The sequence below is a fragment of the Flavobacterium sp. C3NV genome (assembly GCF_046825355.2).
Lineage (GTDB): Bacteria > Bacteroidota > Bacteroidia > Flavobacteriales > Flavobacteriaceae > Flavobacterium.
The window spans coordinates 152175-177234 of sequence record NZ_JBKQBJ020000004.1 but is presented as its reverse complement, the minus strand read 5'-3'; the positions used below and the strand labels follow the sequence as shown (position 1 = coordinate 177234).

Sequence of the window (25060 nt, the reverse complement as noted above, 5' to 3'; positions counted from 1 at the left end):
TTATTTTTATTTTGTTGATGTCTTAAATGTGCTGTTAGAAACCTACTTGTAAGCCTATAACACAAGTAACAGGTTCTGGATAATCGTTTATATCTTTTTCAGGACTGTACGACTGATAATCTGTAATAGTAATTAAATTACTTCCCGTTACATACAATCTCATATTGCTCAATCCTAATGATTTAAGTGTATTTTCCGGGAACTTAAAACCAAGTGATACATTTTGTAAACGAATATAAGAGGCATCCTGTAATCCTAAAGTATTGATATACGGCGGATCGTTTCCGTCTCTTGGTCTCGGCCAGTTTCCACCCGGATTTTCAGGTGTCCAGTAATCCTGTTTAATACCGTTTTTAACTCCTCTTAAAGAACCTCCTTTTACATAATCGTATAAAAATAAATTGTCTCTGGTAACGCCCTGAACAGTATAAATATCTGCCGAGAAATCGAAACGTTTGTATTCTAAACTCACTGAAAAAGTTCCGAACCAATCCGGCAGTTTTGAAGTAATCACTCTATCCTGATCCGGATTTGGATTTGCACCATTTGACGGGTCTGCATCATATAATTTTATATCTCCAGGATACAAAGTTGTTCCTGTAACAATTGGAATATTTTCTCCCTGCTGATAAATTCCAACGGCTTTATAGCGGTAATACACATCAATTGGTTTCCCGATGAACCACAGGTTTCCAACAGAATCATCTTCTTTTCCGTCTCCGTTGGCATCTTTACCATAAATGCTTACGATGCTGTTTTTGTTTTTGGTGAAAGTTGCGCCAACATTCAGTCTGAAATCTTGTTTTTTGATCAAATCTCCGTTCAAAGTAATCTCTAAACCTTTGTTATTTACTTTACCCAGATTGGACAATTTGGTTGTATATCCTGTATTGGCATTTAGCGTTTCATAGATTAATAAGTCTGACGTATCAGTATTATACACCTCAACCGTTCCTGTTAATCTGTTTTTGAATAAACCAAAATCGGCAGCAAGGTTTAACTGTGTTGACGTTTCCCAACGCAAATCCGGATTAGACAATTGTGAACCCGGAACATAACCGGATACTTTTATTCCGTTGATGATATAATCTCTCTGATCTGCCACTGCCATACTTTGGTACGGATCTTTTGGCTGATTCCCTACTTTACCATAACTGGCTCTTAATTTTAAATTGCTCAAAACAGGAACGTGTTCTTTCATGAAACTTTCGTTCGAAACATTCCAGGCAGCATTTACAGCCGGAAAAAATCCCCATTTATTGTTTTTACCAAATACTGATGATCCATCGGCTCTGCCTGAAACTGTAAAATAATAACGGTTATCGAAATCATATTCTAATTTTCCGGCAAATGAAATTAGCGATCTTTCATTTCCGCCAATTTCAGGTGTATTCAAAAAAGCACTTTCTAAACCATAAATCCCTAAAATATCACTCGGAATCCTGTTTGATGAATTTTTAAATTCATTGTATTCTGATGATGTTATTTCGTAAACTCCAGTTGCGCTAAAATGGTTTTTCTCAGCCAGTTTAAAATTGTAATTTAAAATATTACTAAACTGATATTCTACATTATCCTTAAAAAGAATACTGCCGCTTCCCTGCCCTGAATTTGCGATTCCTGAAAGTGATCTCGAAGAATTAAAATTCATTGCTTTGTAATTCCACGATCTTCTGCTAGCATTTAATTTATAGGTAAAACCTTTTAGAATGTTGATGTCCAAAAACACATTCATAATGTCGTTTCTGTTTAACTCATTTGTATTGGTTTCGTAAATATCAATTAGTGGATTTGGTGTTTCCTGAATTCCGCCCGGAAGGTGGCGGAACGAACCATCATCATTGTAAATTTTACCTAGTGGTGATGTATTTATGGCATTATTTAGAATATTACCCACATTTGGACGATTTGACTCTGAAAACTGAAGCGAAAGATTCATTCCCACTTTAAGCCAGTCGCTAATTCTTTGGTCCACATTAATTCTCATGGCTACTTTTTCGAAGTCGGTATTAGGCACAACTCCCGAAGTATTGATGTAGTTTAAACTCGTAAAAATGCTTGTTTTATCTGTTCCTGACGAAACGCTCAAACTATGGTTGTTGGTAACGCCGGTTCTTAAAGCATATTTTTCCCAATCGATATATTTTCCTGATTGAACCGATTCTAGCTCAAGCGGAGAAAAAACCTGATTATCTGGTCTGTAAACACCATTATTACTTGTTCTATACGCTTCTCTTTTTAATTGAGCAAACTCTTCGCCGCTATAGATATCGAAATTTCGGTTGATTGTCTGCACTCCCGAGAAGCCATTGTACGCAATTTTTGCCTTTCCTGTTTTTCCTCTTTTAGTCGTAATCAAAATAACCCCATTTGATGCTCTTGCACCATAAATAGACTGCGCGGCGGCATCTTTTAAAATTTCTAAAGAAGCAATATCATTAGCATTAATATCATTAATGTTTCCTATTACGATTCCATCAGCAATTACAATAGGTTCGTTACTTCCGTTGATGGATTTTTTCCCTCTAATCTGTATTGTTGAAGAACTACCCGGTCCGCCATCAGCCAATGATACCTGAACCCCTGCTGCTTTACCTCTTAACATTTCGGCCACATCAGAAGTGGCAACTTTAGTCATGTCACCCGGCTTTACTGATGCCACAGAACTGATTACGTCACTTTTCTTTTTTGTACCGTAACCTACTACTATAATTTCGTCAAGCGCCTGAGAGCTTGCTTTCATCACTACTTTTAAATTCTTTTTATTTTCGGTTGGAACCGAAACCTCATCCATCCCTATAAAAGAGAATACCAATATGCTCTTTGCCGGAACATTGATACTAAAGTTACCATCAAAATCGGTCTGGACTCCTTTTGATGTTCCTTTTGCAAGCACATTTACGCCTGGCAAGGGTAAGCCCTGACTATCGACTACTTTTCCTGTGATTGAGGCTTCCTGCGCATTCGTTGTGGTCGAAAGGATGCACATAAACAGCAGTAAAATTAGTTTTAGATAATTTCCTCCAAGAAAAAACATCTTTTCATGTTTGTTTTTTTTCATAGTTATTGTTTTGGTTAGTTAGTATAAAAATCAGTCATGATTTCATTGCAAATGTGACTAATAAATGACGTTTTTAGGGGAGGAAGATATTCGTTTTTAGGGGGATTAATGTGCTTATTTGCAGTTTTAGGCTTTAAAAAAACGGTATCCGTAATAAAAAACTTAAATTTTTGAAATTCGATTAATTTCAAAACATTAACCGAAAAGCACACAAAAGATAAAAAATGCAAAGTCCGCAAAGCTTAATTAAACTTTGCGGACTTTGCGTAAATCGTAGCGAACCTTGCGGTTAAACCTTAGCGGTTAATTTTTCGACCCTTTATATTCAGTAGGCGATAAATTATAAAACCTTTTAAATTCTTTACTGAAATGTTTTCGATCATTAAAACCTACCATATTGGTTACTTCTGATACTGAATAACTGGTGTTCATTAATAAACTGGCAGCTTTCTTTAGTCGCATATTTTTTATAAAACCGGCTACGGATTGATTGGTAAGAGTTTGTACTTTTTTATAAAGCACGGTTCTGCTCATTCCAATTTCGCGAACCAGATCGTTGACATCAAAATCAGTATTATCGATGTTGGCTTCGATGATCAGTGTTAGTTTATTTACGAATAAACCTTCGGGTGTGTTTGCATTTTCATCCTCAGCATCTGTAATAAACCCGTCTCCGTATTTCTGACGCATTATTTCTTTGGCCGATAATAAATTAGCTATTGTCAGTTTCAATTCTTCAATACTAAAAGGTTTCGAAATATAAGCATCTGCTCCTGTTGAAAGTCCTTCGATTCTGTTTAAAGTAGATGATTTCGCCGTTAGCAAAATAACCGGAATATGATTGGTATTGATACTTGTTTTTAGAATTTTACACAATTCAAAACCGTCCATTTCCGGCATCATTACATCGGTTACGATAAGGTCCGGAATTTCTTTTTCCATGTATTCCAGTGCTTTTATTCCGTTTGTAAATTTCAGGACTTTATAATCGCTGTATAAAATATCATATACAAAAGAGAGCACTTCTTCGTTGTCTTCAATAACCAAAATAGTCTTTTTGTTGCTGCTTTCCGGTTCTTCAATATATTCCGCCTCATACGTTTCAATCTCAGTTTTGACATCCGAAATTGGGTTTGCATTTTCTTCTATCTTAATGGCATTTTCAACAATCTGCGACTTCTTAAAATGGTCTTTTCCTTTCTTTAAAGTAATCGTAAATATGGTGTTGAAATTGGCATCGGCTTCTGTTTGTACTTTAATTTCTCCGTGATGCAGTTCGACAATACTTTTGCTTAAAGCCAGACCTATCCCGCTTCCTAAATTGGCGCTTCCGCGATCGTCTAATTGGAAAAAGTTTTTGAATATTTTCTTTTTTCTGTTTTCAGGAATACCAATTCCGTTGTCTTTTACTTTTATTTCTATGGAATCTGAATCTTCTTTTTGCTCTACAGCCAAAGTGATTCGGCCATTTTTACTGGTAAATTTAAAGGCATTCGAAAGCAGATTATAAATCACTTTTTCCATCTGATTTTTATCAAAATAAATCAAAGCGGTATTGATGTTGAGAACGAATTTGTAATCGATTTTTTTCTCGACTGCAAATCCGCGGAAAGATTCGTAGATATCAAAACAGAAGGAAACAATATCCTGCTGTTCGCAATAAATTTTCATGCTTCCTTTTTCAGCTTTCCTGAAATCCATTAATTCATTGACTAATTTTAATAATCGGTCAGAATTGTTTTTGATGACTTTTAGTTTGTGTTCGAGATTCGAATTTTTCTCGGCACTATTTAAAAGTTCCTCAACCGGCCCGCTTATCAGCGTTAACGGCGTTCTGATTTCGTGCGAAACATTGGTAAAGAAATCCAGTTTCATTTTGTACAATTCCTCTTGTCTTTCTTTTTCTACCTGCTCCAGATAAAAGGCTTGTTTTAATAATTCTCTATTTCTGAAAAAACGAAACAATAAAACACCTCCCGCCACTAGCAATCCCAAATAAAAGATATACGCCCACCATGTTTTCCACCAGGGCGGTAACATGATTATTTTTAAGGTTTTAATGGCTGGATTCCATTTTCCGCCACCATCTGCTGTTTTAATTTTTAACAGATAAGTTCCCGAATTTAAATTGGTCAGATTGATATAATGTTGTGAACCAATGGTATGCCAATCGTCTTTATTAAAGGAACTTTCTAATTTATAAGCATATTCGTTTTTTTCGGGAGAAACAAAGTTCATTGCGCTGAATTCCAAACCAATATATCCCTGGTCATGATGCAGAATAATTTCCTGAGTTTCGCTTATATCTTCTTTTAGTTCCACTTCTTTACTTCCGGGTCTGATTTCTTCATTGTTCACGATCAGCTTCGTTAAAACGATCTCAGCATTATCAGGAGTTTTGATGAGTTTGGAGGGATTAAAAACGATCAATCCGTTTGAAGATCCGAAGATCAATTCATTATCATTTAATTTTAAACTGCTGTTGTTCGAAAACTGTTTTACTTTTAAACCGTCTTTTGCGGAATAAGAAGTAATCTCAAAGTCAGAAATAATTGGAGTTGTTCTAAATTTCTTTGTTCTGATTTTATACAGCAAATTATTATCGCTGATCCAGATATTTCCTTGCGAATCTTCTGAAATACTTTTTATGGTTTCATCTGTAAAACCCAGCGCGCGGTTGATTTCGAAAAAATGTCCGGCTTTTTCATTCAACAAATTGATTCCGCCACTTTCAGAACCTATCCAAAATCTTTTCCTGGAATCGGTAAACATAACGGTAAGACTGTTATTGGGCAATCCGCTCGCTTTACCTGATTTATAGATTTTGGTAACTTTTTTTAGTTTTTTGTCGAAAAAGTTCAAACCGTATTGTGTGGCAATCCATAAACCATTTTCGCGGTTTGCAATATCTGTAATAAAATTATCGCTGATTGCGTTTGAAGTCCCGTCGGCCATATAGCTTTCGATGGTTCCGTCGGGAAGTATTTTTTTTAATCCGTTTCCGTTTGTTCCTACCCATAAATCGTTATTGTCTAGTAACAAAGAAGTTATCGGTCGGTTGCGCTCTTTCGGGTTTGGAGAAAGTGATATTTTACTGAAGGTTTTGCTGTTTTTATTAAACTTAAATAATCCGTTGAAAGTCCCGCAAAACAAACTCTCCTGATCCTGATTTACTAAAGCAGTAATCATATTGACGCTTTTATCAAAATCGTTGGTATCGATTAAATACGAGGAATTTTTGTTATTTCTGAAATCCAGAAAATTCAAACCTCCCCCATTCGTTCCTACCCAAACAGCATTGTTGCTTTCTTTTGAAACGGCATTTACCAAAGCACTGTTTAATCCGAAATTGGGCTTTATAACCTCTCTTACATTTGCAAAATTGGTATTGGTTTTCTGGAAAAAGTTCACACCACCGCCATTTGTCCCAATCCAGATATCGTCGTGACGGTCTTTTAGAAAACATTTTACATCATCGTCAGACAAACTGTAACCCGTAAGTGGATTGTGCTGATATTTTGTAAATTCATTTTTGTCTTTTTTATAAATGCATAATCCGTTTTTTGTGGCAAACCAAATGGTATTGGCGTCTACCGCCACAATATCATTGACCCAATTTGATGATAAACTTTTCTTATTGCTGGAATTCTGCAAATAATTTTTTACTGAATTTGTGGTTACATTATAATGAAAAACTCCGTTTGCTTCGGTCGCAAACCATAAATCGCCATTTTTTTCTTTGATTGTTTTCCAAATCTTCGAATGGACTAAAGCTTCATTTTCCTTTAAAACTTTAGGAAGTTCTTTTTTTGAACCATTTTTAGGATCAAAGCATTCTAGTCCTTTTGCCGTGCCCACTAAAACGCCATAATTGCGATCGTAAAAGAGTGATAAAACCCTGCTTTTTCTAAAAGGGGAATTATGATCGTTGGAGATTTCTTCTAATAAATACTGTTTTTTATTTAAGCGTTTGACACCACCAAAAGTCCCAATCCAGATTCGGTTTTGATCGTCCTGAATGATCGATGAAATGTAGTTTCTGCCTCCTTTCACTTTTTGAACATCGACTCTTAAAAAATCACGTTCTCTTTTGTTAAAAAGATTCAGACCGTTATTGGTTCCTACCCAAAGCTGTTTTTCGTTATCTTCTAAAACAACATTAATATGGTTGTTGCTTATCGTATTTAAGATGTCTTTATTGTAGGCATATCTTAAAAAACTGTAGCCATCGTAACTAATTAATCCGTTTGCAGTTCCTATCCAGATAAACCCTTTTTTAGTTTGATGAATACTCGAAATCATGCTCTGCGAAAAACTCACATCATAATCGATATGATCAAAATACAAATCTGATCCCTGAGCACTGCTGTAAAAAGGAATTAAAATAAAAAATACAAGACTTAAAATGCAGCTTTTAATGTTCTTCATAAATTGATTTACTTACAGATCAATGATTAATTAATGCGATTGGTTTATTTGCTCTAAACTTAGAAAAAAAATAAACCAAACGCACTGCAAGATAAATCTAATACAAAAAAAGAGATGTCGCTATTTTTCTTTTTAAGGGGTGTATTTGTACTTAATGTAATGTAATTGAGGTTGAAATGGGTATATTTTCCTATTGTGTATATTTTCTTTTTATTTAGGCAGCTTAAAAGTAAAATAAATTCTTTGTACAATAGTTGACAAACTTCGCTCTTTGCTTTCATCGTCTTTTCGTTGTATATCCCCAACATTTAAATGAAGTATTAAGGATTCTCTTGACGTTTCATTATAAATATAACCTTCCAATTTCCCTTTTCTTATGCGCACCAAAGCAAAAGCTCCTCCAATAAATATTTGTGCAAGATTAGAATTTAAATGTTTGTCAAGACTTTCGATAGCATAAGTTACCGTTGGACTAAACTCCAGATCAATTTTTAATTCTTTACTGTCCGGTTTATTTACAAAATCATAATTAGTTTGTCTTAATAGTTTTAAGGTTTCTTCCATGATTTCGTTAATCATTCGGTCTTCCAGAATTGCCTGCGCAAATTTATGTTCATAAAAATCAAATTTACGACTCTGTGGCCCAGTACCTGATGCAAATTCATAGAGTAAGATAGCAACCGTAGCTTCGTAGCTTTTTCTAAATAATGATTCTTTTCTATTTTCATGTTTAAGTTGCCTAACTCCTGGATAAATTCGGTTTGCCACTTTCTCAATTACATTTCCAGCTATTTCATTAGGCAGCTGATCAATTTCTTCTTTTATTTTATTTTGTATTTTCTTTCCTTTTTCCTCTACTTTTTCTGCAATTTTTTCCTGCAGCATTTTTCTTATTTCATTAATTTCTGTTATATTTTCATATAAGTTTTTAATAACATCAATGTATGTTTCACTATAATGATTACTTAGTTTTGTTCTTTCAAATTCTTCCTTAATTTCATCATAGAGTTCTCCTAAGTCTGTGGTAACTTCTTCTCCAATATCTATTAATGAATATAGAAACTCTTCGATTGCTGAAATTCCTGTATTTAAAAAGACTCTGACAACCTCATCCAAATTCGACAATATATAGATCGATTTTTCATTAAGTTTACTTTTTATTCTAAATAATCGTGCAAATAATTTGTACTCCTTTAAGTGTTTTGACTCCTCTTTTACTGCATCTTTTTGATCAATTCTAAAGTATCTGGTTTTTCTACTATTTTGTACAGGGTTTTCTATTATTTTATCGAAATTATCAATTTTAAAAGTATCACTCAGTTTTAAGTAGTACAATTCTTTTACCATTACTTGTCCAAGCTTTACCCTGTCCTCATATTTCGCAAAATTGAAAATTACTTTTCCATCTTTGCTAAAATATTTCCCCATAATATCCTCCATAAGATCAGGAGCCATCCAATGAGAAAAATTCTCATTAATTTCTTTAATAATGGTATCAAATTCTTTGTTTCCGCTAGTTGCTGATACTTCATTTAGCGATTTTTTCATTAAACTAATATCTAAATCCTTAAACGAAGAATTGATATAATCCTGAACCATGGACTGCTCAAACTCTACTAATTTATAGTCTAACTCTTGTTTTGATAAATTTTTAAAACTTTGTTTATTTCCCTTTGCATCAATAAATTCTCCACTCAACTTTCCTTTTCCTTCCAAAAGTAGTTTGACGTTATTCATATTATCAGCAAACAGATACTTATTACCTCCAATTAAAAATTCATCCGTTTTGTCAGACAAATACCAAAGATTAATCATCTCTGCTGATCCTAATGCAGTTTCGCCTTGCATTGAGTCCGTAATAGATCCCATTGTTACTCTTGCGGCAGCATCAAACCATTCCGATATTATGCCCTTGGTTTTTAAATAGGCATCTACGAATTTGTAATAAGCATGGCGTTGTTCAATGGTATGATAAACATAATGTCGGGCATTAATAGTATTATATAATGAGGCTTTCCAGAAAGTAGATTCTTCTTCATCTGGTAAAAAAAGTCTATCCTCGTTATACCACTGACCCAGTTTTAGTTTAGGATATTTACCTCTGCTATCTCTTGTCACTTCGCCTATACCATATTTAATCTCTACTTCAGTTAATAAAGTTCCAGACCAAATAAAATACATGCTGTCTACTCCAAGATCTGGGTACATTTTTTGAGGAGTCAAATCCGGATATATTGTTTTCTTAGTTTGAATTGTTATTTTATCAGGTAAATTAGGGAATACTGATTTTAACAAAACAAACAATTCATCGTGTTCTGAAAATAGTTGTTGAATATTTGCATCAGGATTTTTAATTTCTCTAATCAGTCTTTTATAATAGGCAAATAATTTTTTATCATAGCTTTCTTTTAGTAATTGATACAGCTTTGCAAGCATTGATTCACTAACTTCTACCCAATTTAGATTGTAAATGGTAACTTCATCAATTGCAGGAAGACGCCATTTTTTTAATCCGAAATACATTTTTGTAAAAAGTTCGTGATCTGGTTTGTCATCAAAATCCTGCGCAGTAGCTCCTTGCTCAAAAGCTTTCGAAATATCTGTCCAATATGCTTTTTCGACAATGTTTTTCGCTTCAATTGCAATTTCTAATTTCTTTTTTATCTCTGCTTTAATAGTTTTTGGAGAAGGCTCACTATTTCCAGGCACTTTGAGAGTTTGTTGTGTTGCAACATTCGCATAGGTTTGGGTTGTTATGCCATTAGTCAGGTTTATAGTATTATTTTCTGCTCCTGCTGTCGGAGGAGTAGTGTTGTCTGATGTAGTAGAATTAATTATTGTTTTACTAATGTTATCAGCAACGCCTCCTCCGATTAGAGCGCTTGAAGTTGATGTGGTTAAACCTGCCGAAAGATTAAAGTTTGCCATTGTATCCCCAGAAACCGAAGCAGTATTGCTAATCGATTGCATCGGATTTTGCATTGTTCCGGCACTAGTATCGATCGCGCCTCCCTCGGATGAGGCAGTAGAATTGTTTAAAATAGCAGTTGCAGTTTGATTGTTTTGCTCCTGCCATAGTTGTACGATATCTTTTTGCTGACTCATTTCTTTTGAAACTTTAGCCAACTCTTTTATTATGGTTTCGGTTAAATGTTCTGAGCTTTTTATATCAGCACTATTTTTTATGGAAAGATTGAAATTATGAATTACATTTTTACTCATCGCTTGGTGTTTTTCTGGGTGTAAAAGTAGTATCAAAGTTTGCGATTTCTAAATTTCAAGAAGCTTGTATTCAGTAGTTTCAGCAAGTTATCTTTCTACTGAAACTACTGAATTCATCAGGCTTTTTTTGGTTCTTTTTCTATTCTTCTGTTCTACTTTTACCCCCTCAAAAATTAAATACTGATGTTGGTTTTCTACAACATTAATTAAAAAAGAACTCTCCTATTTTTCAATAAAAAGAATTACAAGTCTATATATTAATCAAATTAAAACAGCAGCCATTATGGATTATTTATTATTAATGGGCATCAGCAAAATGCCTAAAATACCCGACAAGAATAATTCTCAATTTTTCCTCGTCAAACCTTTAGAAAAAAGATTACTAATAAGCAATTCAATACTAATCTAAATTGACAATTATGAAAAATCAAAATAACATTACTATTTGTCTTATTAGATAAGAAGATTCAATTTATAAAAATCAATAACTACATAATTAAAAGAAAAAAATATGGCAATACAAACATTAAACACCATAAAACAATGGTTTAAAACGGGTTTAAAACCAACACAAACTCAATTTTGGGACACCTGGGATTCCTTCCGACACAAATTTGAAAAAGTTCCTGTAAAAGATATTGAAGGAATTGACGAATTGCTTTTAACCAAAGCAGATAAAACCGTTTTAGATAATCACCTGGCCGATAAAAATGCACATGCTCCACAAGTAAATACGGATTGGAATAGTGAATCTGGTTTTAGTCAATTGATTAATAAACCTGAATTTAAAACTATTAATGGGGAGCCATTGACAGGTGATGGAGATATAATTATTGAAGCAGGCGGATCCCAGAATTTGCAAACAACTTTATCCAATGGTAATGAAACCACAAAAGGTATAATTTTTAACGATGACTATTATAATTGGTTAAAAACAAGCATAGATTCGAGATCTATACGTTTAACCGATAGTAACTCAAATCTGTTAGCAGGTATTGATTCTGCTGGTGTTTTCACACATGATGATAGTCAACATGTTTCGATAAACCCTCAAGGTATATTTTTTAATCGGGATACTGCTGAATCCTATTTACGAATTAATACATCTTCTACAGGCGTTAGCACGATAAATTTACCTGTAACTGAAGGTACAGAAATTACATTAGCTTCTACAGAAGATTTTAAAACAATCAATGGGGAATCTATTGTTGGAGATGGAGATATTACTATTAGTTCAGCAATTCCTACATTAGATCAGGTATTAAATTCAGACAATAAATCCCTGACTCAGCCAATTGTATTTTTAGATGAAGAACATAGCTCTTCAATAGATTCTAAAAACTTATCTATTAATGGTCCGCTTGAAGAAGTTATTCAGTACAATGGTGATAACATATCCTGGAGCAAAGAAGATAAAAATTTAAAATTGCTTTTTGATAGAGAATCTACAGGACAAAATACTTTTAGCTTTCCTGAAATGCCAGATAGCAGTACTCCCTATAAATTAGCTACAGATCAGGTAGTTTCAGCAACTCAATCAGGTATAGTTGATACTAGTTCTTTACAAGAATTGGGAGGGGTTGATAAAACTATAAATGGAGTAAGAATTGGAATGGGTAATTTTACTGGATCATTGAGTAACACGGTTGTGGGAAATAACTCTTTGGGAAGCACTATAACCGGAGGAACTAACAATACAGCTATTGGTAGAAGTGTTATGCCTTTAGCCACATCTGCACCTGCTAATACAGGAATTGGGTCATTCGCTCTAAATGCATTAACAACAGGATCTTCAAATATTGGAATAGGTGCATCATCACTAAGAACAATTACTACTGGATCATTCAATATGGGTGTTGGTAATGCTACATTACAAAAGATAGTAACAGCATCACATAATACAGCAATTGGAGCACATGCTGGTTCGCGTATTACTGGGAGTAAAAATACTGCAATAGGATTCTTATCTCAAGGAATGTCCGGACCAGATTCAACAGGTGAATCTAATATAACAATTGGACTTCAAGCAGGAGGACAACTTACATCAGGATCAAACAATGTTTTAATTGAAAATCAAGAAACGTCAGGATCTACAATTACATCAGGATCAAATAACGTAATTTTAAAACAAGGCAGTACTTCAACAGGAGTTATCACAGGAAATAATAATACAATAATAGGTAATGCAACAGGACTAAATTCTGACGCTTCAAACTTAGCTATATTATCAGATGGTAGTGGAAATATCGCAATAAGGAAAGAAGCTGACAACAGATTATTAGCACCTAAATTAACGAATACTTTAATTGATTCAGGAGGAGCCAAATCTTTAGTAACTAAAGAGTATTTAGATAAACACTCAGCAGGAGGTACACCTACTATTGAACAAGTACTAGCCGCAGGAGATACTGAAACCACAGGTAAAGTAATACAATTCACTTATCCTACAGGATCAAGTTATTTATCATTTAGTAATCTAAACATAGAAGACTCTAGTAATAGAGTGAAGATTTTTAAGGATCATGTTGCTTTCTATAACCTAGATACCTTTACAACTAATTTAATACGAAATAAGGCAGGAGGAACTGGTGTTGTCAATATATATGAATTTCCTGAGCACCCTGAAGGAGGGACTCATACGTTTACGACTACAGAAGACTTGAATAAACAAAATCTACAACAAACTTTAGATAATGGAGGAGCAGCTACATTAGGAGATTTGTCGTCAGAAAATACAATATCCGATATAGTAATTACTAATGAGATTATTGTATTAAATAACAATATAGTAGATTTAGATATTTCTTCTGGAATAACAATGGGTAATGGGACTGGTTTAAAACTTGGATATTCTAAACCTTCATTAGGTTTTACTACTGTAGTAGAATTTGAAGAACCGACAAAAGGTAACAGTCTGTTATTTCCTGATAAGTCTGGCACATTAACAACTACATCTGATTTTAAAACCATCAACGGGCAATCAATATTAGGTACTGGAGATATCAACAGCTCCCCCACTTTACAGCAAGTGATGGATTCGGGAAGTGCTGCTATGATAAGTGGAGAAGCTGGAATACTTGCTACCTCAGATAATGGTTACTCCAGATTTTATATGAGTGGAGAGGTGGTAGAATTTAATAATGTTGACACAGATTTAAAAAGAGGGCTTTCGATGTACCTTAAAGATGGACAACTAAAAATAAATAGTCAAAATACTGCTACCGGATATTTAACAATGATTAATGTATCAGCAGATCCAATAGCTACTACTGAAATAACTTTCCCAAATAAAGAATTAGCAGGTAATTATGTTTTAGCAACTACATCTGATTTCAAAACCATAAACGGACAGTCAATAGTAGGTTCTGGAGACATATCTGTTTCTGACGACAATGTATTACATAAAACTGGCAACGAATTTAAAGAGGGTGACCTTAATATAACTGGTAATCTGGGTATAACTGGCAATATAGAACTAACAGACATGGATACATTTCCTCGTCCGCCAGAGACAAATATAATTCTTAATAAAAATGGAGATCTTACAGCTACAAATTTTATAGGAAGATCCATAACTTCTTTCACTGGGCAATTTTACAGTAATGTAATAATAGGAACACCAGAAGATAATGGAAGCAAACTAGAGGTAAATGGAACTATCTCGACCAATGGAATCAAAATAGCTGCGGCATTGACAGAATCATCAGATGCTATATTCAACAGCACGCCAGTTGGTTCGCAAAGGACAATAGCAGGTAATACCATCCAAATAGCAGGAGCTAACGGTGATTATTTTTTAGAAACATTCAGGTACAATACTTCTGATTACGGAATGCAGAGAATTACATTCACATCTACTGCATCAGCAGGCAGGTTCTTTATACGAACATTAACAGCCGGAGTTTGGTCTGCATGGATTGAAAAACAATAATGAATTCGTAAATTAAATAACCCTATAAAAGTTTTTACACTACAATTTAGCTTCTACTTCAGTCATTATATTATGATTGAGGTAGATAGCATTAACTAGTTAGGTCACTTTACACAATATTTAATAAAAAAAGAAACAACCTCAAATCAATTATAATGAATAAATCAAAAATTACAATAATCTTAAGTCTTTTAATTGTTTTAACGGGCTTAGTTGACACAAAATTCGATCTTTTACAAGATGCAGGATTATCATTGATAACCATCAACAGAATCAAATTAATTGGTTTGGTTTTGTCAGCAGTATTGTCAAGCATTACTTCGTTATTTCCAGTAGAAGAAAAGTAAAAAAATCTAGAAAGCAGGAATAAAAAAGTCCTCCAATAATCAGGAACAAATCTTTACCAACAATTAAAAAAAAATTGATTTTTTTAAATCTATAACTAAATAAAAAAACATGGCTTTACAAACATTAAACACCATAAAACAGTGGTTTAAAACCGGGTTAAAACCAACACAAACTCAATTCTGGGACACTTGGGATTCCTTTCGACACAAATTTGAAAAAGTTCCCGTAAAAGATATTGAAGGAATTGACGAACTGCTTTTAACCAAAGTAGATAAAACCGTTTTAGATAATCATATTGCTGATAAAAATGCACATGCACCACAAGTAAATACAGATTGGAATAGTGAATCTGGTTTTAGTCAATTGATTAATAAACCTGAATTTAAAACGATTAATGGTGAACCAATAGTAGGAAGTGGGGATATATCATTAGATGTTGAGAGTTTAACTTTTGATCAAGTTTTGTCAAATGGAAATGAAACAACTCAAACTGCTTTATTTAAAAGTTATGGTGATAATGATGTTTATACAAACATTATTAGTGGACGGAATATTGAAATGACGCAATCAAGCACCGTCACTAGAGGTGAAAATAAAACAGCATCCTTAACCTTAAGTAGCGAACTAATTGATTTTGTTAACTCAAAGACGGGAGAAACTACAGCCTTGTTTGCTCAAGGTGTTGGATTTGGTAACTTAAATTCAAATCATTTTTCTACTTTAGAAATGAATCCAGCTACCACAGCAAACTACTCAACTGTTTTAATGCCTGCAATTACAGAAGAAGGGGAAACAAAAACTTTAGCTACGTTAGATGACATACCGAAAGTAAATCCTCAAAGTTTAGAAGAAACATTACGTGCAGGTAATAATTCAGGCGGAGAAATAAGATTACATGACACGGGAGCTACTTTTAGATTAAGTCAAATTAGACCAGATTACGGTGAAAATTATGATCTTGGCAGATTTGGAACCTTACCTTCTCAGGGAGTTTCAAACACGGGATATTTAATGTTAGGTAAAGAGTTTGGCCCTAATGTATATCAAACTTCATTACTACCTAATTCTGAATCTACTGCAAATACTGAATTATTTTTACCTAAAGCTGATGGAACAGCTAAAACATTGGCCACTACAGATGAAATAAACAATCCTGTTTCAGCAACTCAATCAGGCATAGTTGATAATATTCCTTTACAAGAATTAGGAGGTACAGACAAATTAATTAATGGTATTAGAATCGGCCAAGGTTCAAGAACAGGAAACTCAAATACTGCTATTGGTGTCAATGTAATGTCCTCGACTACAACTGGTTCAAAAAATACAGGCGTTGGATTTGGGACCTTAGAAAATAATACGGAAGGAGAATCCAATACAGGACTAGGAGAGAAAGCTTTACATGCAAATACAACTGGTTCTTATAATGATGCATTTGGATGTAGTGCATTAAGTAAAAATACAACGGCTATTGCTAATACAGCAGTAGGTAGCTATGCATTAGCAGAAAACTTAACTTCACCATACAATGTTGCTATTGGCTGCAGTGCTTTGTCAAAAATGACATCAGGATTAGGGCAATCTACAGCTATTGGTGCATTTTGTATGTCTGATGCTACAAGTACAGATAAAAATGCCGCCATTGGTACTTACGCTTTGCGATATAATACATCTGGATTTTCTAATACAGCTATAGGTCATACTGCATTAGGTCTTAACACATCAGGAAATTCAAATAATGCAGTAGGAAACTATTCATTAGGCGCAATCACAACAGGAGCTGCTAATATTGGAATTGGAAAATTTGCAGGAAGATATGTTACCACAGGTATTGGTAACATTTATATAGGTTCAGAAGGAGTGATAAGTGACGCTGAGGCTAATGGTATCATTAATATAGGAAATAGATTAATTGTAAAGGGACCAAAGCTATCTTTAATTGGAACATTAAATATAGGAACTACACCTGTATATGAGGATAATTTAACAGCCTTAGCAGGAGGTCTGACTGCGGGAGATCTTTATCGTACAGCAACAGGAATTCTAATGATCACTTTTTAATTGCCTGAGACAGTTCCAATAAAGCTGCAATCAGGTTATTGTAAAAATAAATTAAATTTTCTTTAGAATGAGAAACAAAAAATAAATCACTCAAAGCAAAAAAACTCTTATACTGTTATTTAAATTGATACGTCAAAGTCTATCGGAAAGTTAAATTTCTCTATAGCCTTTGACGTATTTTATTATTAATAATAGCCAAAGCTATTCAACTTGCAAATTAGTATAAATACAGAATTATCCTTTATAAACAACAGCATCTAATAACAAAACAACATACTAAATAACAATCACTTAAGCACGAACTACTTTCCACTGAAACTACCGAAAACCACCCTCAAATTATTCGTTTTTCAAACCCTTCTACCCTACATTTACATACTCTAATAGCCACTATTAGGATCCCCGAACAGACATAACAATCCCATTTATTTTCAGATTTTTTTTGAGAATAGATACCTCATCTGTACATCATACTTTCAATAATCATATTAACAATTAAACATTCAACCAATCATGGATTATACACCAAAAGATCTAGGCGAAATACCTAAAACACCCGATATGAGTAACTTCAAAAATCCTTTGGGACAAACTACAGACGGAAACATTTTTATAGAAAGTTTTACTATCACACCTTTCACTACTTCCGAAAAAAAAGAAAATCTGTCAGAAATTATAAAAAAAGAAAGTCGGGACAGTAGTATTTAAAAAGGATAAAACTTTCTAAAGTTTATTTCAACATTCCAACAAAAGACAACATCTCTAAAACCATAAAAATGCCAGACGAAACAACGATACAAAAACTAAAAGAAAAATACGGTACAGTGCTAAAACTTACCTCAGACGACCAATTAACAACCGTTTACTGCAAAAAACCATCATTTACTACATTCCTGAATTATCAAAATAAATACAAAGATAATCCGCATGAAGCAATCCTTTTTTTATTTCAGGAATGCGTTCTGGATCAGGAAAATTATGATGATGAATTCATGCTTTCGGCAGGAAATTCTCTTGTTGCGATGATCAAAAATGATAGCGAATTTACGATAGATGCAACTCCACAAAAAGATGAATTCAAAAAATCGGCAGCTCTTATTCGATATGCTTTTCAGGTCGATCCATATCAATTAGCAATGGATGAGTTTTATAAATTACTCGAAGAGGCCCTTTGGTTACAAAAACACAACGACAAAAGACTCGAAAATACATTCATGACCGCTTTTGCGCAAACATTTTCAAATTAAAAATAAAAAAATAAATCATTATGAAATTCAATTTTAATGTAAACGAAATTTTAGATACCAAAGATCCTGAATACACTGGCATTAACTATAACGAATCTGAATCAAAAGATTTTATTATAGATAAAACCGGTGGAGAATTTAATCTAAGAGTCTTCGCTCCTTTGGTTTTTGAACCTTTAACAAAAAAAGATCTCAATTTACCCAGTTTACGAGTAGATGCTGTTACGGTAAATCTTAATCGCTCAAAAACTATCAAAAAAGAGAGCATCGAAGGAAGAGATTCCACTATCAAGGAACATATTACAAATGGAGATTTTAGTATTTCTATCGAAGGATTAATTGCCAACGAAACCGGAGACGAATATCCAAAAGAAAAACTCTTTTTGCTGAAACAATTCTTAAATGCGCCTTATGCTTTAAGAGTAACGCATGCCATTTTAAACCGATTTGGTATTTACGAATTAGTGATCGACTCCTACTCTATTCCCTCATTTTCAGGAACAAAAAACATTCAAAAATTTACGGCCAGCGCCACATCAGACGAAACTGTAGAACTAATAATCAGAGACAATGCTTAAACTAAATGCTAAAATTAGGGTTTACGAAACAGTAAAGCTTATCCCTACGCCTAAATTTTATGAATTTACCTATGTAAAAAATGTAGACATCAGCAGTTCGTACAAATCCCTCACAGATACGGCAACAATTGTGATGCCTCAAAAAGTGTTTACTGACACTAAGGGATTTGATCAAAACTTGTTTAAAAATGCAAATGGCGAAGAAAAAACAGTTCACGATTTTTTTAAACTAGAAAATTTCATAGAGATCTTTTTAGGCTATGACGATGATTACAAACCCGCTTTTAGAGGTTATATTACAGGAGTACAATCAGATACCAATGCTACCATAACCTGCGAAGATGCGATGTATGCTTTTAAAAAAGTAAAAACTGTAAAAGATGATGATGTTCAGGATAAAAGTGATGTTCTGAATGTTGTATCAACCAACCCGACCACAAATGTTGAAAGTTTTAATCCTAAAACCTTCTTCGAAAAAAGAATCAAAGAACTAAAATTACCTTTTAAAGTAAATGCTCTCGATGAGGAATTGGGCAATGTAATAATTAGTAGAAATCAAAGTTTGGCCCAGGTTTTTGAGATGCTAAAAGACAAAGGAATTTATACCTATTTCAAAACCGAAGATTTAGCTCCGGTTCTTACTATTACGAATAATCCGCAGCAACATACAACAGCCGAATTAGCCGGTTTTATTGATCGAAATTTCATTAAAAGTCCATTAGCCGGAGCATTGGTCAAAAAATTAATCAATCAGGGACTTAGTCTTTTAAGTTCGAAGTTGAATAAAGTTTTGCAATCTGTTTCGGGAGGATTTCTGGGAAAAGTACGTTTTAGATTTCGTTATAATATTATTGAAGATCGATTAAAAGTCGTTACTGAATCTACCAAAAATACGCGCACACGAGTCGAAAAATATTTTAAAAATTCGAACACTCCAATTTATATCGAGTTAGGCGATCCAAATGGACAATTAGTAAAAACACATGTGTTACATGACGATAAAAATGATTTACCTAAAGATCCAGAAGCTTTTAAAAATGCAGCAACAAAAGTTGCTGCAGAATTGTATCAATATGCTGCTGTGAGAGCCATGGAATCTAAACCAAGCGGACTCGAAGGCTATTTCCTGACTTTTGGCGAACCATTTGTACGACCTACAGACAAGGTTATTCTGGAGAACGCAAAGGATAAAGAGAAAAATGGCACTTTTCAGGTCGAAAAAGTAGAACGAAGCTATGGCGAAAACGGCTATAGACAAAAAATTTACGTAGGACGAAGAGTAGAAACAGTTTAAAATTACAAAATGGGAAATATAACAGATCTAATAAAAGATGTCGCCAGTAAAAATCAAATTATTGAAACTTTTGCAGCAAAAGTCATCGAAATAAATAACGAGATAGAATCGCTCCATAATCCTGATGATGCTTATACTGTAAACATCATGCGTGCCGATGGCGCGATTATCAAAAACGTACGATTGAAAGCTTCAATCCACGATGTCGAACAAGGAATTATCACGATTCCTAAAAAAGACAGTTGGGTTTTGGCTACCATTATTGACGGAGTCGAAACGAGAGCTTTTGTTTCGCAGTTTTCTGAGGTCGAACGTACTTTTGTTCGTTTCAAAAATGATGAGAATCATTATCTGGAAATAAATACTGACGCAGATAAATTTCAAATGTTATTCAAAGAAAAAAAAGCCAATGAAAACGGTGCTACATCAACTGCAAAACCTACTTATAAAAACATCGCGCAAATAGAATTTAGCGGCAAAAAAGATTCCAGGATTAGTACTTCTTTTTATGATGAGAATGGTAAAGAAATTTCTAAAAATAGCTTGAGCGGAAATCAACAACAGACTATTTTAAATACCATTAATGGCGAAGATGTTAAAGAACGTGTAAAATTTACGCTTTCTTCAGGAGAAAATCCCAGTGCCGAAATGCAATTTTTAGATAAAGATGGTGGTGAGAAACAAAAATTAACTTTTGATGAATTACATACCGAAATTAATCTTAATAAAGGAAATACAATTTTCAATTTAAAAGATAAAGAAGCAAAACTCACCATTAAAGATGGTTTTGATGCTACAATCTCAGATGCCAAAACTTCATTTGTAAAAGGCAATTTAACATTGGAAATGGATGATAGATTTAAAATAGATGTCGGCGGAAAAAGTTTAAAATCTAAACTTGAAGAACTAATAGATGAAATAGGTAAAATTACAGTTACTACACCCATGGGGCCATCAGGAACACCAATTAATTTACCTCAACTTACAATACTAAAAGGAAAATTAACAGAATTATTAAAATAAAACAATTATGGCTTTAAATAAATCAGGTTTAGAAGGATCAATAAAAGCGCTTTTGAGTGAAGAAAAAGGAAAAATAGACAACGCTACGTCTATTGATAACATTGCAGCAAAATTAGCATCTGCTATAGAAATTTTTGTAAAATCCGGAACTGTAAACACCACAGTAACTACAACTGGTAGTGCTGCAGCACAAACCGGAACCGGGGTAGGAAGTATCTCTTAATAACTTTAAACTAATATAAAATACCTCTTACAGTAAAACCGTAAGAGGTATTTTTATATTTAAGACCTCTACTTTAAATATCTAGTTCAGCTTCTTTCTCAAAGTCTCTTCCATTTCATAAAATTTACTTTCGAGATCATGAATCTTTTCATAAATATTGATAGGATCGGGCATTTGTTTAGAAGCATACATACTCGCGTACCAAACTTCCAGAATATCCTCGGCATAAATAGAATACATTGGGTAATTTCCGTCTCTGTTATCAGATTTCAGGATTAATTTTCCGCTTTCCCTGATTCTGTTTAAAACCCTTTTTACCACTACTCCATCATTTTTACTGATAATAACATAGATTCTTCCGTCGAGAATATCATCAAAATTATCAACGTATTTTCCAAAAAGGTAATCGCCGTCGTGTATTGTAGTCGACATCGAATTTCCTTTAATTTCAAAACATCTGTAAGTCCCGTTTTTTAGCATTGGCATACTGAATGACGGAAGACTCTCCATATATTCCGGATCAGAGTAACCGTCTAAATAACCCGCGCGTGCTTTTACTCCAACAAAATTAATATTCTCCTCCCCGTCTTCATTTACTGTGATAATCTTTGGCAGGTTCAAACCAACTTCGCTATTTGTTTTATTGCCAAAAATTTCGTCGCTATTTCCAAAAAAGTAATCTGGATTTACATTACAATGCGTGATGATACTTTGAAGCAAATCAAAGCCAGGTTTTGTCCTTTTTCTTTCTCCGTCAGATTGCAATCTTCCAACAGTGATACTATCTATTGTAGTACTGGTTACCCCTATTAACTTAGCAAATGAGTTATTGTTTAACTTCATTTCATCTATAATACGTTTTATCTTAGTATGTATTTCCATGTTATATTGCATTTGTTTTTTATTATGTAATATGTTTTAAAAAGCATTACACATTCCACTATATGTTGCAAAACTAAAAAATATATAATAAATAATAGCATTCTTTTCTATTTTTTTTACGTAACATCTGAATTTAAAGCATTTTAAAGGCTTTTTCTTACTGTATTACTCTAATAGTCAATATAAAAAACCAAATCATATTACTGAAATTACTGCATTTTTCATCGTAATATGTTGCAATAATTAAAACATATGTTGTATATTTGTCAAAAATAATCCACCATATGATTCTAAAAGACTTTTATACCGAAAAAAAGAACGCAATCGAAACGGAGTTTAATTCTAATGCGCCAACAGTGCAACTTTATAGTGATGCCATTTTTAAAGATTCTATCGAAACACCGGTAGTAATGTTTAAATACGATACTGTAGACTGGGAAACATCTTCTGAAAAAAACTACAAAGCCGATGTATCATTTTGCCTGTATATCGTATTACCTGTAGAAACGATTTCTTCAACAAGTTATGCAAATGCATTTGATATTGCGCAACGAATAGACAAAGCCGTATTATCTAAAGGCAACAGTAATGCTGCAATAGACACTAATTCAACATTTAAAATAAGAGAAAAACAATGTACCAACGAACACACGTACTGGAATAAAAATGATTATTTTATTTGGGAGATCACTTATAAAACCACCTTAATAGAAAATATCTTAAAAAAGAAATACATTCTTTTTAATAATGGTTTAAGTAATGAAGAACTGGAAGATTTAGGATATGACTTAAATTCCGGAATCATCGGAATAAATCCCAATCAGGTTCAGGGAAATGTCGATTTAAATACTGCTCCTTAATCTGATTATAAATCAGTCAAAAATATTCTCATTAAATAAAAAACAATCAAAAAATATTCAATGGCATAAAACTATAAACACCATCGACGCCAATCTAAATAAAATAAAACATTACCCTATTTAAACCTTAAAACATGAAAAGAAGCAGAACACTATTAGACAAAAGGAGAGAGTATGTGATTAACTACCTTAATAGAAATCAAGCTAAACAAATGAAAGTTGTTGTATCTGAACTTTCGGATACTTTGTTCCTTACAGAGCGCACTATTTATACTATTATAAATGAAGGACTCGCTACAGAGGCCAGAGCTTAAACCGCTGAAACTACAGGTTTTGAATAACTAAATAATTGGAAAAAGCAAACTTGAGCCTTAAATTTGTACTCGATATCAAAAGCAAATTTATCCCTTGACCAAGAGCAAAATTCAATTGAAAAACCGGTTTTTATAACCCGTCCAAAAATACCAACTCTGCTTTTTGGATTCCTGATTACGAATACATATTAAAATAAGAAATATCCTGACCATAGCAAGTTTGCCAACTTGTTACAGCCCTTCTTTTGCCCTTTTTTCAAGCAAAAAAGACAAACAAAATTTTTAAACAATTAAAACTATTTATATTATGAGTACATTAAACGATGTAGTAATTACCAAACTATCAGGCGGATTAGGAAGAAGAAATCCGGAACAGGACATGGTTTCAGGGTTACTTTTTGATGGAGTTGCCACTACAAAATTAGCATTAAACAAAATTGAGCGCCTGGCTTCGTTAGAAGATGCTGAAGCCTTAGGAATTACAGCAGATTATGATGTAAACGGACAATCTGTTTTCTATCAAATTCAACAATTTTTCAGAATGAATCCTTCCGGAGATTTGTACATTATGGCAACTACAGCCACTTCTTACGAAGAAATTGCAGGAAAAGCCATGGACATGCAGGAAAAAGCAAACGGAAATATTCGCCAAATGGCCGTTATCTATTCTGGAGCAACAACATTTGCACAAACACAGGCCGCAGTTTTAAAAGCACAAACCGAGGCTGATCTTGCTTATAAAGATTACATGCCTTTTGAAATTATTTTAGAAGGAAAAGGTTTTACTGTTGATGCCCCTTCTTTAGAAGGATCAGATGCAGAAAATGTATCTGTAGTTATCGCAATGGATGTTGAAAAAGCTCGCACATACAAAAACACTGCAGCAGTTGGATTAGCATTAGGCGCGATTTCTAAAGCAAAAGTATCTGAAAACATTGCCTGGATCGAAAAATTTAACCTAACCGGTGAAGGTTTTGCCAAAGCAGGTTTTGTTGGCGGAGAAGAAATTAAAACTCTTGGAACTCTAGCCGACTTAAACGAAAAAAGATTCATTTTCGCAAGAACGCATACTGGTTTACCTGGTGTTTATTTTAATGACAGTGCTACTTGTACAACCGGCACATCAGACTTTGCTTATGTAGAAAACAACCGTACGATTAATAAAGCAACTCGCTTGTTACGTACCGCTTTGTTACCAAAATTGGCTTCTCCGGTTTTAGTAGATATCGATGGTAAATTACCTCAATCGGTTTCTAAAAGTTTCGAAGGTTTATGCAGATCTGCTTTAGAAGGAATGGTTGCTAATCAGGAAGTTTCGGCTTTTGATGTTTATGTAGATCCAAAACAAAACATTTTGGCAACTTCAGAATTAAAAGTAAAAGCAGAAATTACTCCAATTGGAACTGCCCGTAAAATTATGGTCGATTTAGGGTTCAAAAATCCTTTCGGAATCGACAAAGCATAATTTATTGAATTTAATACAATTCAAAAACCATAAAAATTAACCAATTATGTCTTCCTGATTCATTTGCTGCAAATGCAAATGAATCAGGTGATAGTTACAGATCGTTAAAAGATCATTAAAAACAAA

The 25060-nt window shown here is 33.6% G+C and carries 15 protein-coding genes; 11 read left to right on the top strand and 4 right to left on the bottom strand.

Annotated features, from left to right (window positions below; all coding sequences use genetic code 11):
* Positions 1-34: 34 nt before the first annotated feature.
* The 3 genes from ACIDC4_RS07630 to ACIDC4_RS07620 all read right to left on the bottom strand — a co-directional run bounded on the left by ACIDC4_RS07630 (position 35) and on the right by ACIDC4_RS07620 (position 10711).
* Entirely contained in the window at positions 35-3061 is a 3027-nt protein-coding gene (locus ACIDC4_RS07630) for a SusC/RagA family TonB-linked outer membrane protein (protein WP_412042569.1), read from the bottom strand.
* 303 nt (positions 3062-3364) lie between these two features.
* The gene (locus ACIDC4_RS07625) at positions 3365-7489 is read right to left on the bottom strand and encodes a hybrid sensor histidine kinase/response regulator transcription factor (protein ID WP_412042570.1); all 4125 of its coding nucleotides are present in this window, start codon (positions 7487-7489) and stop codon (positions 3365-3367) included.
* 210 nt (positions 7490-7699) lie between these two features.
* Positions 7700-10711 carry a hypothetical protein gene (locus tag ACIDC4_RS07620; protein ID WP_412042571.1) on the bottom strand — a complete coding sequence of 1004 codons (3012 nt, stop codon included), beginning with the start codon at positions 10709-10711 and terminating at the stop codon, positions 7700-7702.
* A gap of 511 nt (positions 10712-11222) precedes the next feature.
* Here ACIDC4_RS07620 and ACIDC4_RS07615 point away from each other — a divergent pair.
* The 9 genes from ACIDC4_RS07615 to ACIDC4_RS07575 all read left to right on the top strand — a co-directional run bounded on the left by ACIDC4_RS07615 (position 11223) and on the right by ACIDC4_RS07575 (position 21413).
* Positions 11223-14642, top strand: a complete 3420-nt coding sequence (locus tag ACIDC4_RS07615; protein WP_412042572.1) for a hypothetical protein — start codon at positions 11223-11225, stop codon at positions 14640-14642.
* A 155-nt stretch (positions 14643-14797) separates the two neighbouring features.
* Positions 14798-14989, top strand: coding sequence for a hypothetical protein (locus ACIDC4_RS07610; RefSeq protein WP_412042573.1), 192 nt, complete (start codon positions 14798-14800; stop codon positions 14987-14989).
* Between the two features lie 109 nt (positions 14990-15098).
* On the top strand, positions 15099-17048 hold the full coding sequence (locus tag ACIDC4_RS07605) for an autotransporter outer membrane beta-barrel domain-containing protein (protein WP_412042574.1): 1950 nt from the start codon (positions 15099-15101) through the stop codon (positions 17046-17048).
* Between the two features lie 513 nt (positions 17049-17561).
* The gene (locus tag ACIDC4_RS07600; protein ID WP_412042575.1) at positions 17562-17756 is read left to right on the top strand and encodes a hypothetical protein; all 195 of its coding nucleotides are present in this window, start codon (positions 17562-17564) and stop codon (positions 17754-17756) included.
* Positions 17757-17824: 68 nt separating this feature from the next.
* A complete protein-coding gene (locus ACIDC4_RS07595; protein ID WP_412042576.1) occupies positions 17825-18295 on the top strand; it encodes a hypothetical protein in 471 nt (156 codons plus the stop codon).
* 20 nt (positions 18296-18315) lie between these two features.
* On the top strand, positions 18316-18873 hold the full coding sequence (locus ACIDC4_RS07590) for a DUF6046 domain-containing protein (RefSeq protein ID WP_412042577.1): 558 nt from the start codon (positions 18316-18318) through the stop codon (positions 18871-18873).
* Positions 18866-20167 (top strand): hypothetical protein, encoded by a 1302-nt coding sequence (locus ACIDC4_RS07585; protein WP_412042578.1) that lies wholly within the window; start codon positions 18866-18868, stop codon positions 20165-20167. Before ACIDC4_RS07590 ends, ACIDC4_RS07585 begins: the two co-directional genes overlap by 8 nt.
* 9 nt (positions 20168-20176) lie before the next feature.
* A complete protein-coding gene (locus ACIDC4_RS07580; RefSeq protein WP_412042579.1) occupies positions 20177-21190 on the top strand; it encodes a hypothetical protein in 1014 nt (337 codons plus the stop codon).
* 7 nt (positions 21191-21197) lie between these two features.
* Positions 21198-21413, top strand: coding sequence for a hypothetical protein (locus ACIDC4_RS07575; RefSeq protein WP_412042580.1), 216 nt, complete (start codon positions 21198-21200; stop codon positions 21411-21413).
* 81 nt (positions 21414-21494) lie between these two features.
* Here ACIDC4_RS07575 and ACIDC4_RS07570 read toward each other — a convergent pair whose 3' ends face one another.
* Positions 21495-22295 (bottom strand): XRE family transcriptional regulator, encoded by an 801-nt coding sequence (locus tag ACIDC4_RS07570; protein ID WP_412042581.1) that lies wholly within the window; start codon positions 22293-22295, stop codon positions 21495-21497.
* 284 nt (positions 22296-22579) lie between these two features.
* Here ACIDC4_RS07570 and ACIDC4_RS07565 point away from each other — a divergent pair, with 284 nt between their 5' ends.
* Positions 22580-23155: a hypothetical protein gene (locus ACIDC4_RS07565; protein WP_412042582.1), complete on the top strand. Its 576-nt coding sequence runs from the start codon at positions 22580-22582 to the stop codon at positions 23153-23155.
* A 621-nt stretch (positions 23156-23776) separates the two neighbouring features.
* Positions 23777-24934 carry a DUF2586 domain-containing protein gene (locus tag ACIDC4_RS07560; RefSeq protein WP_412042583.1) on the top strand — a complete coding sequence of 386 codons (1158 nt, stop codon included), beginning with the start codon at positions 23777-23779 and terminating at the stop codon, positions 24932-24934.
* Positions 24935-25060 lie beyond the last annotated feature (126 nt).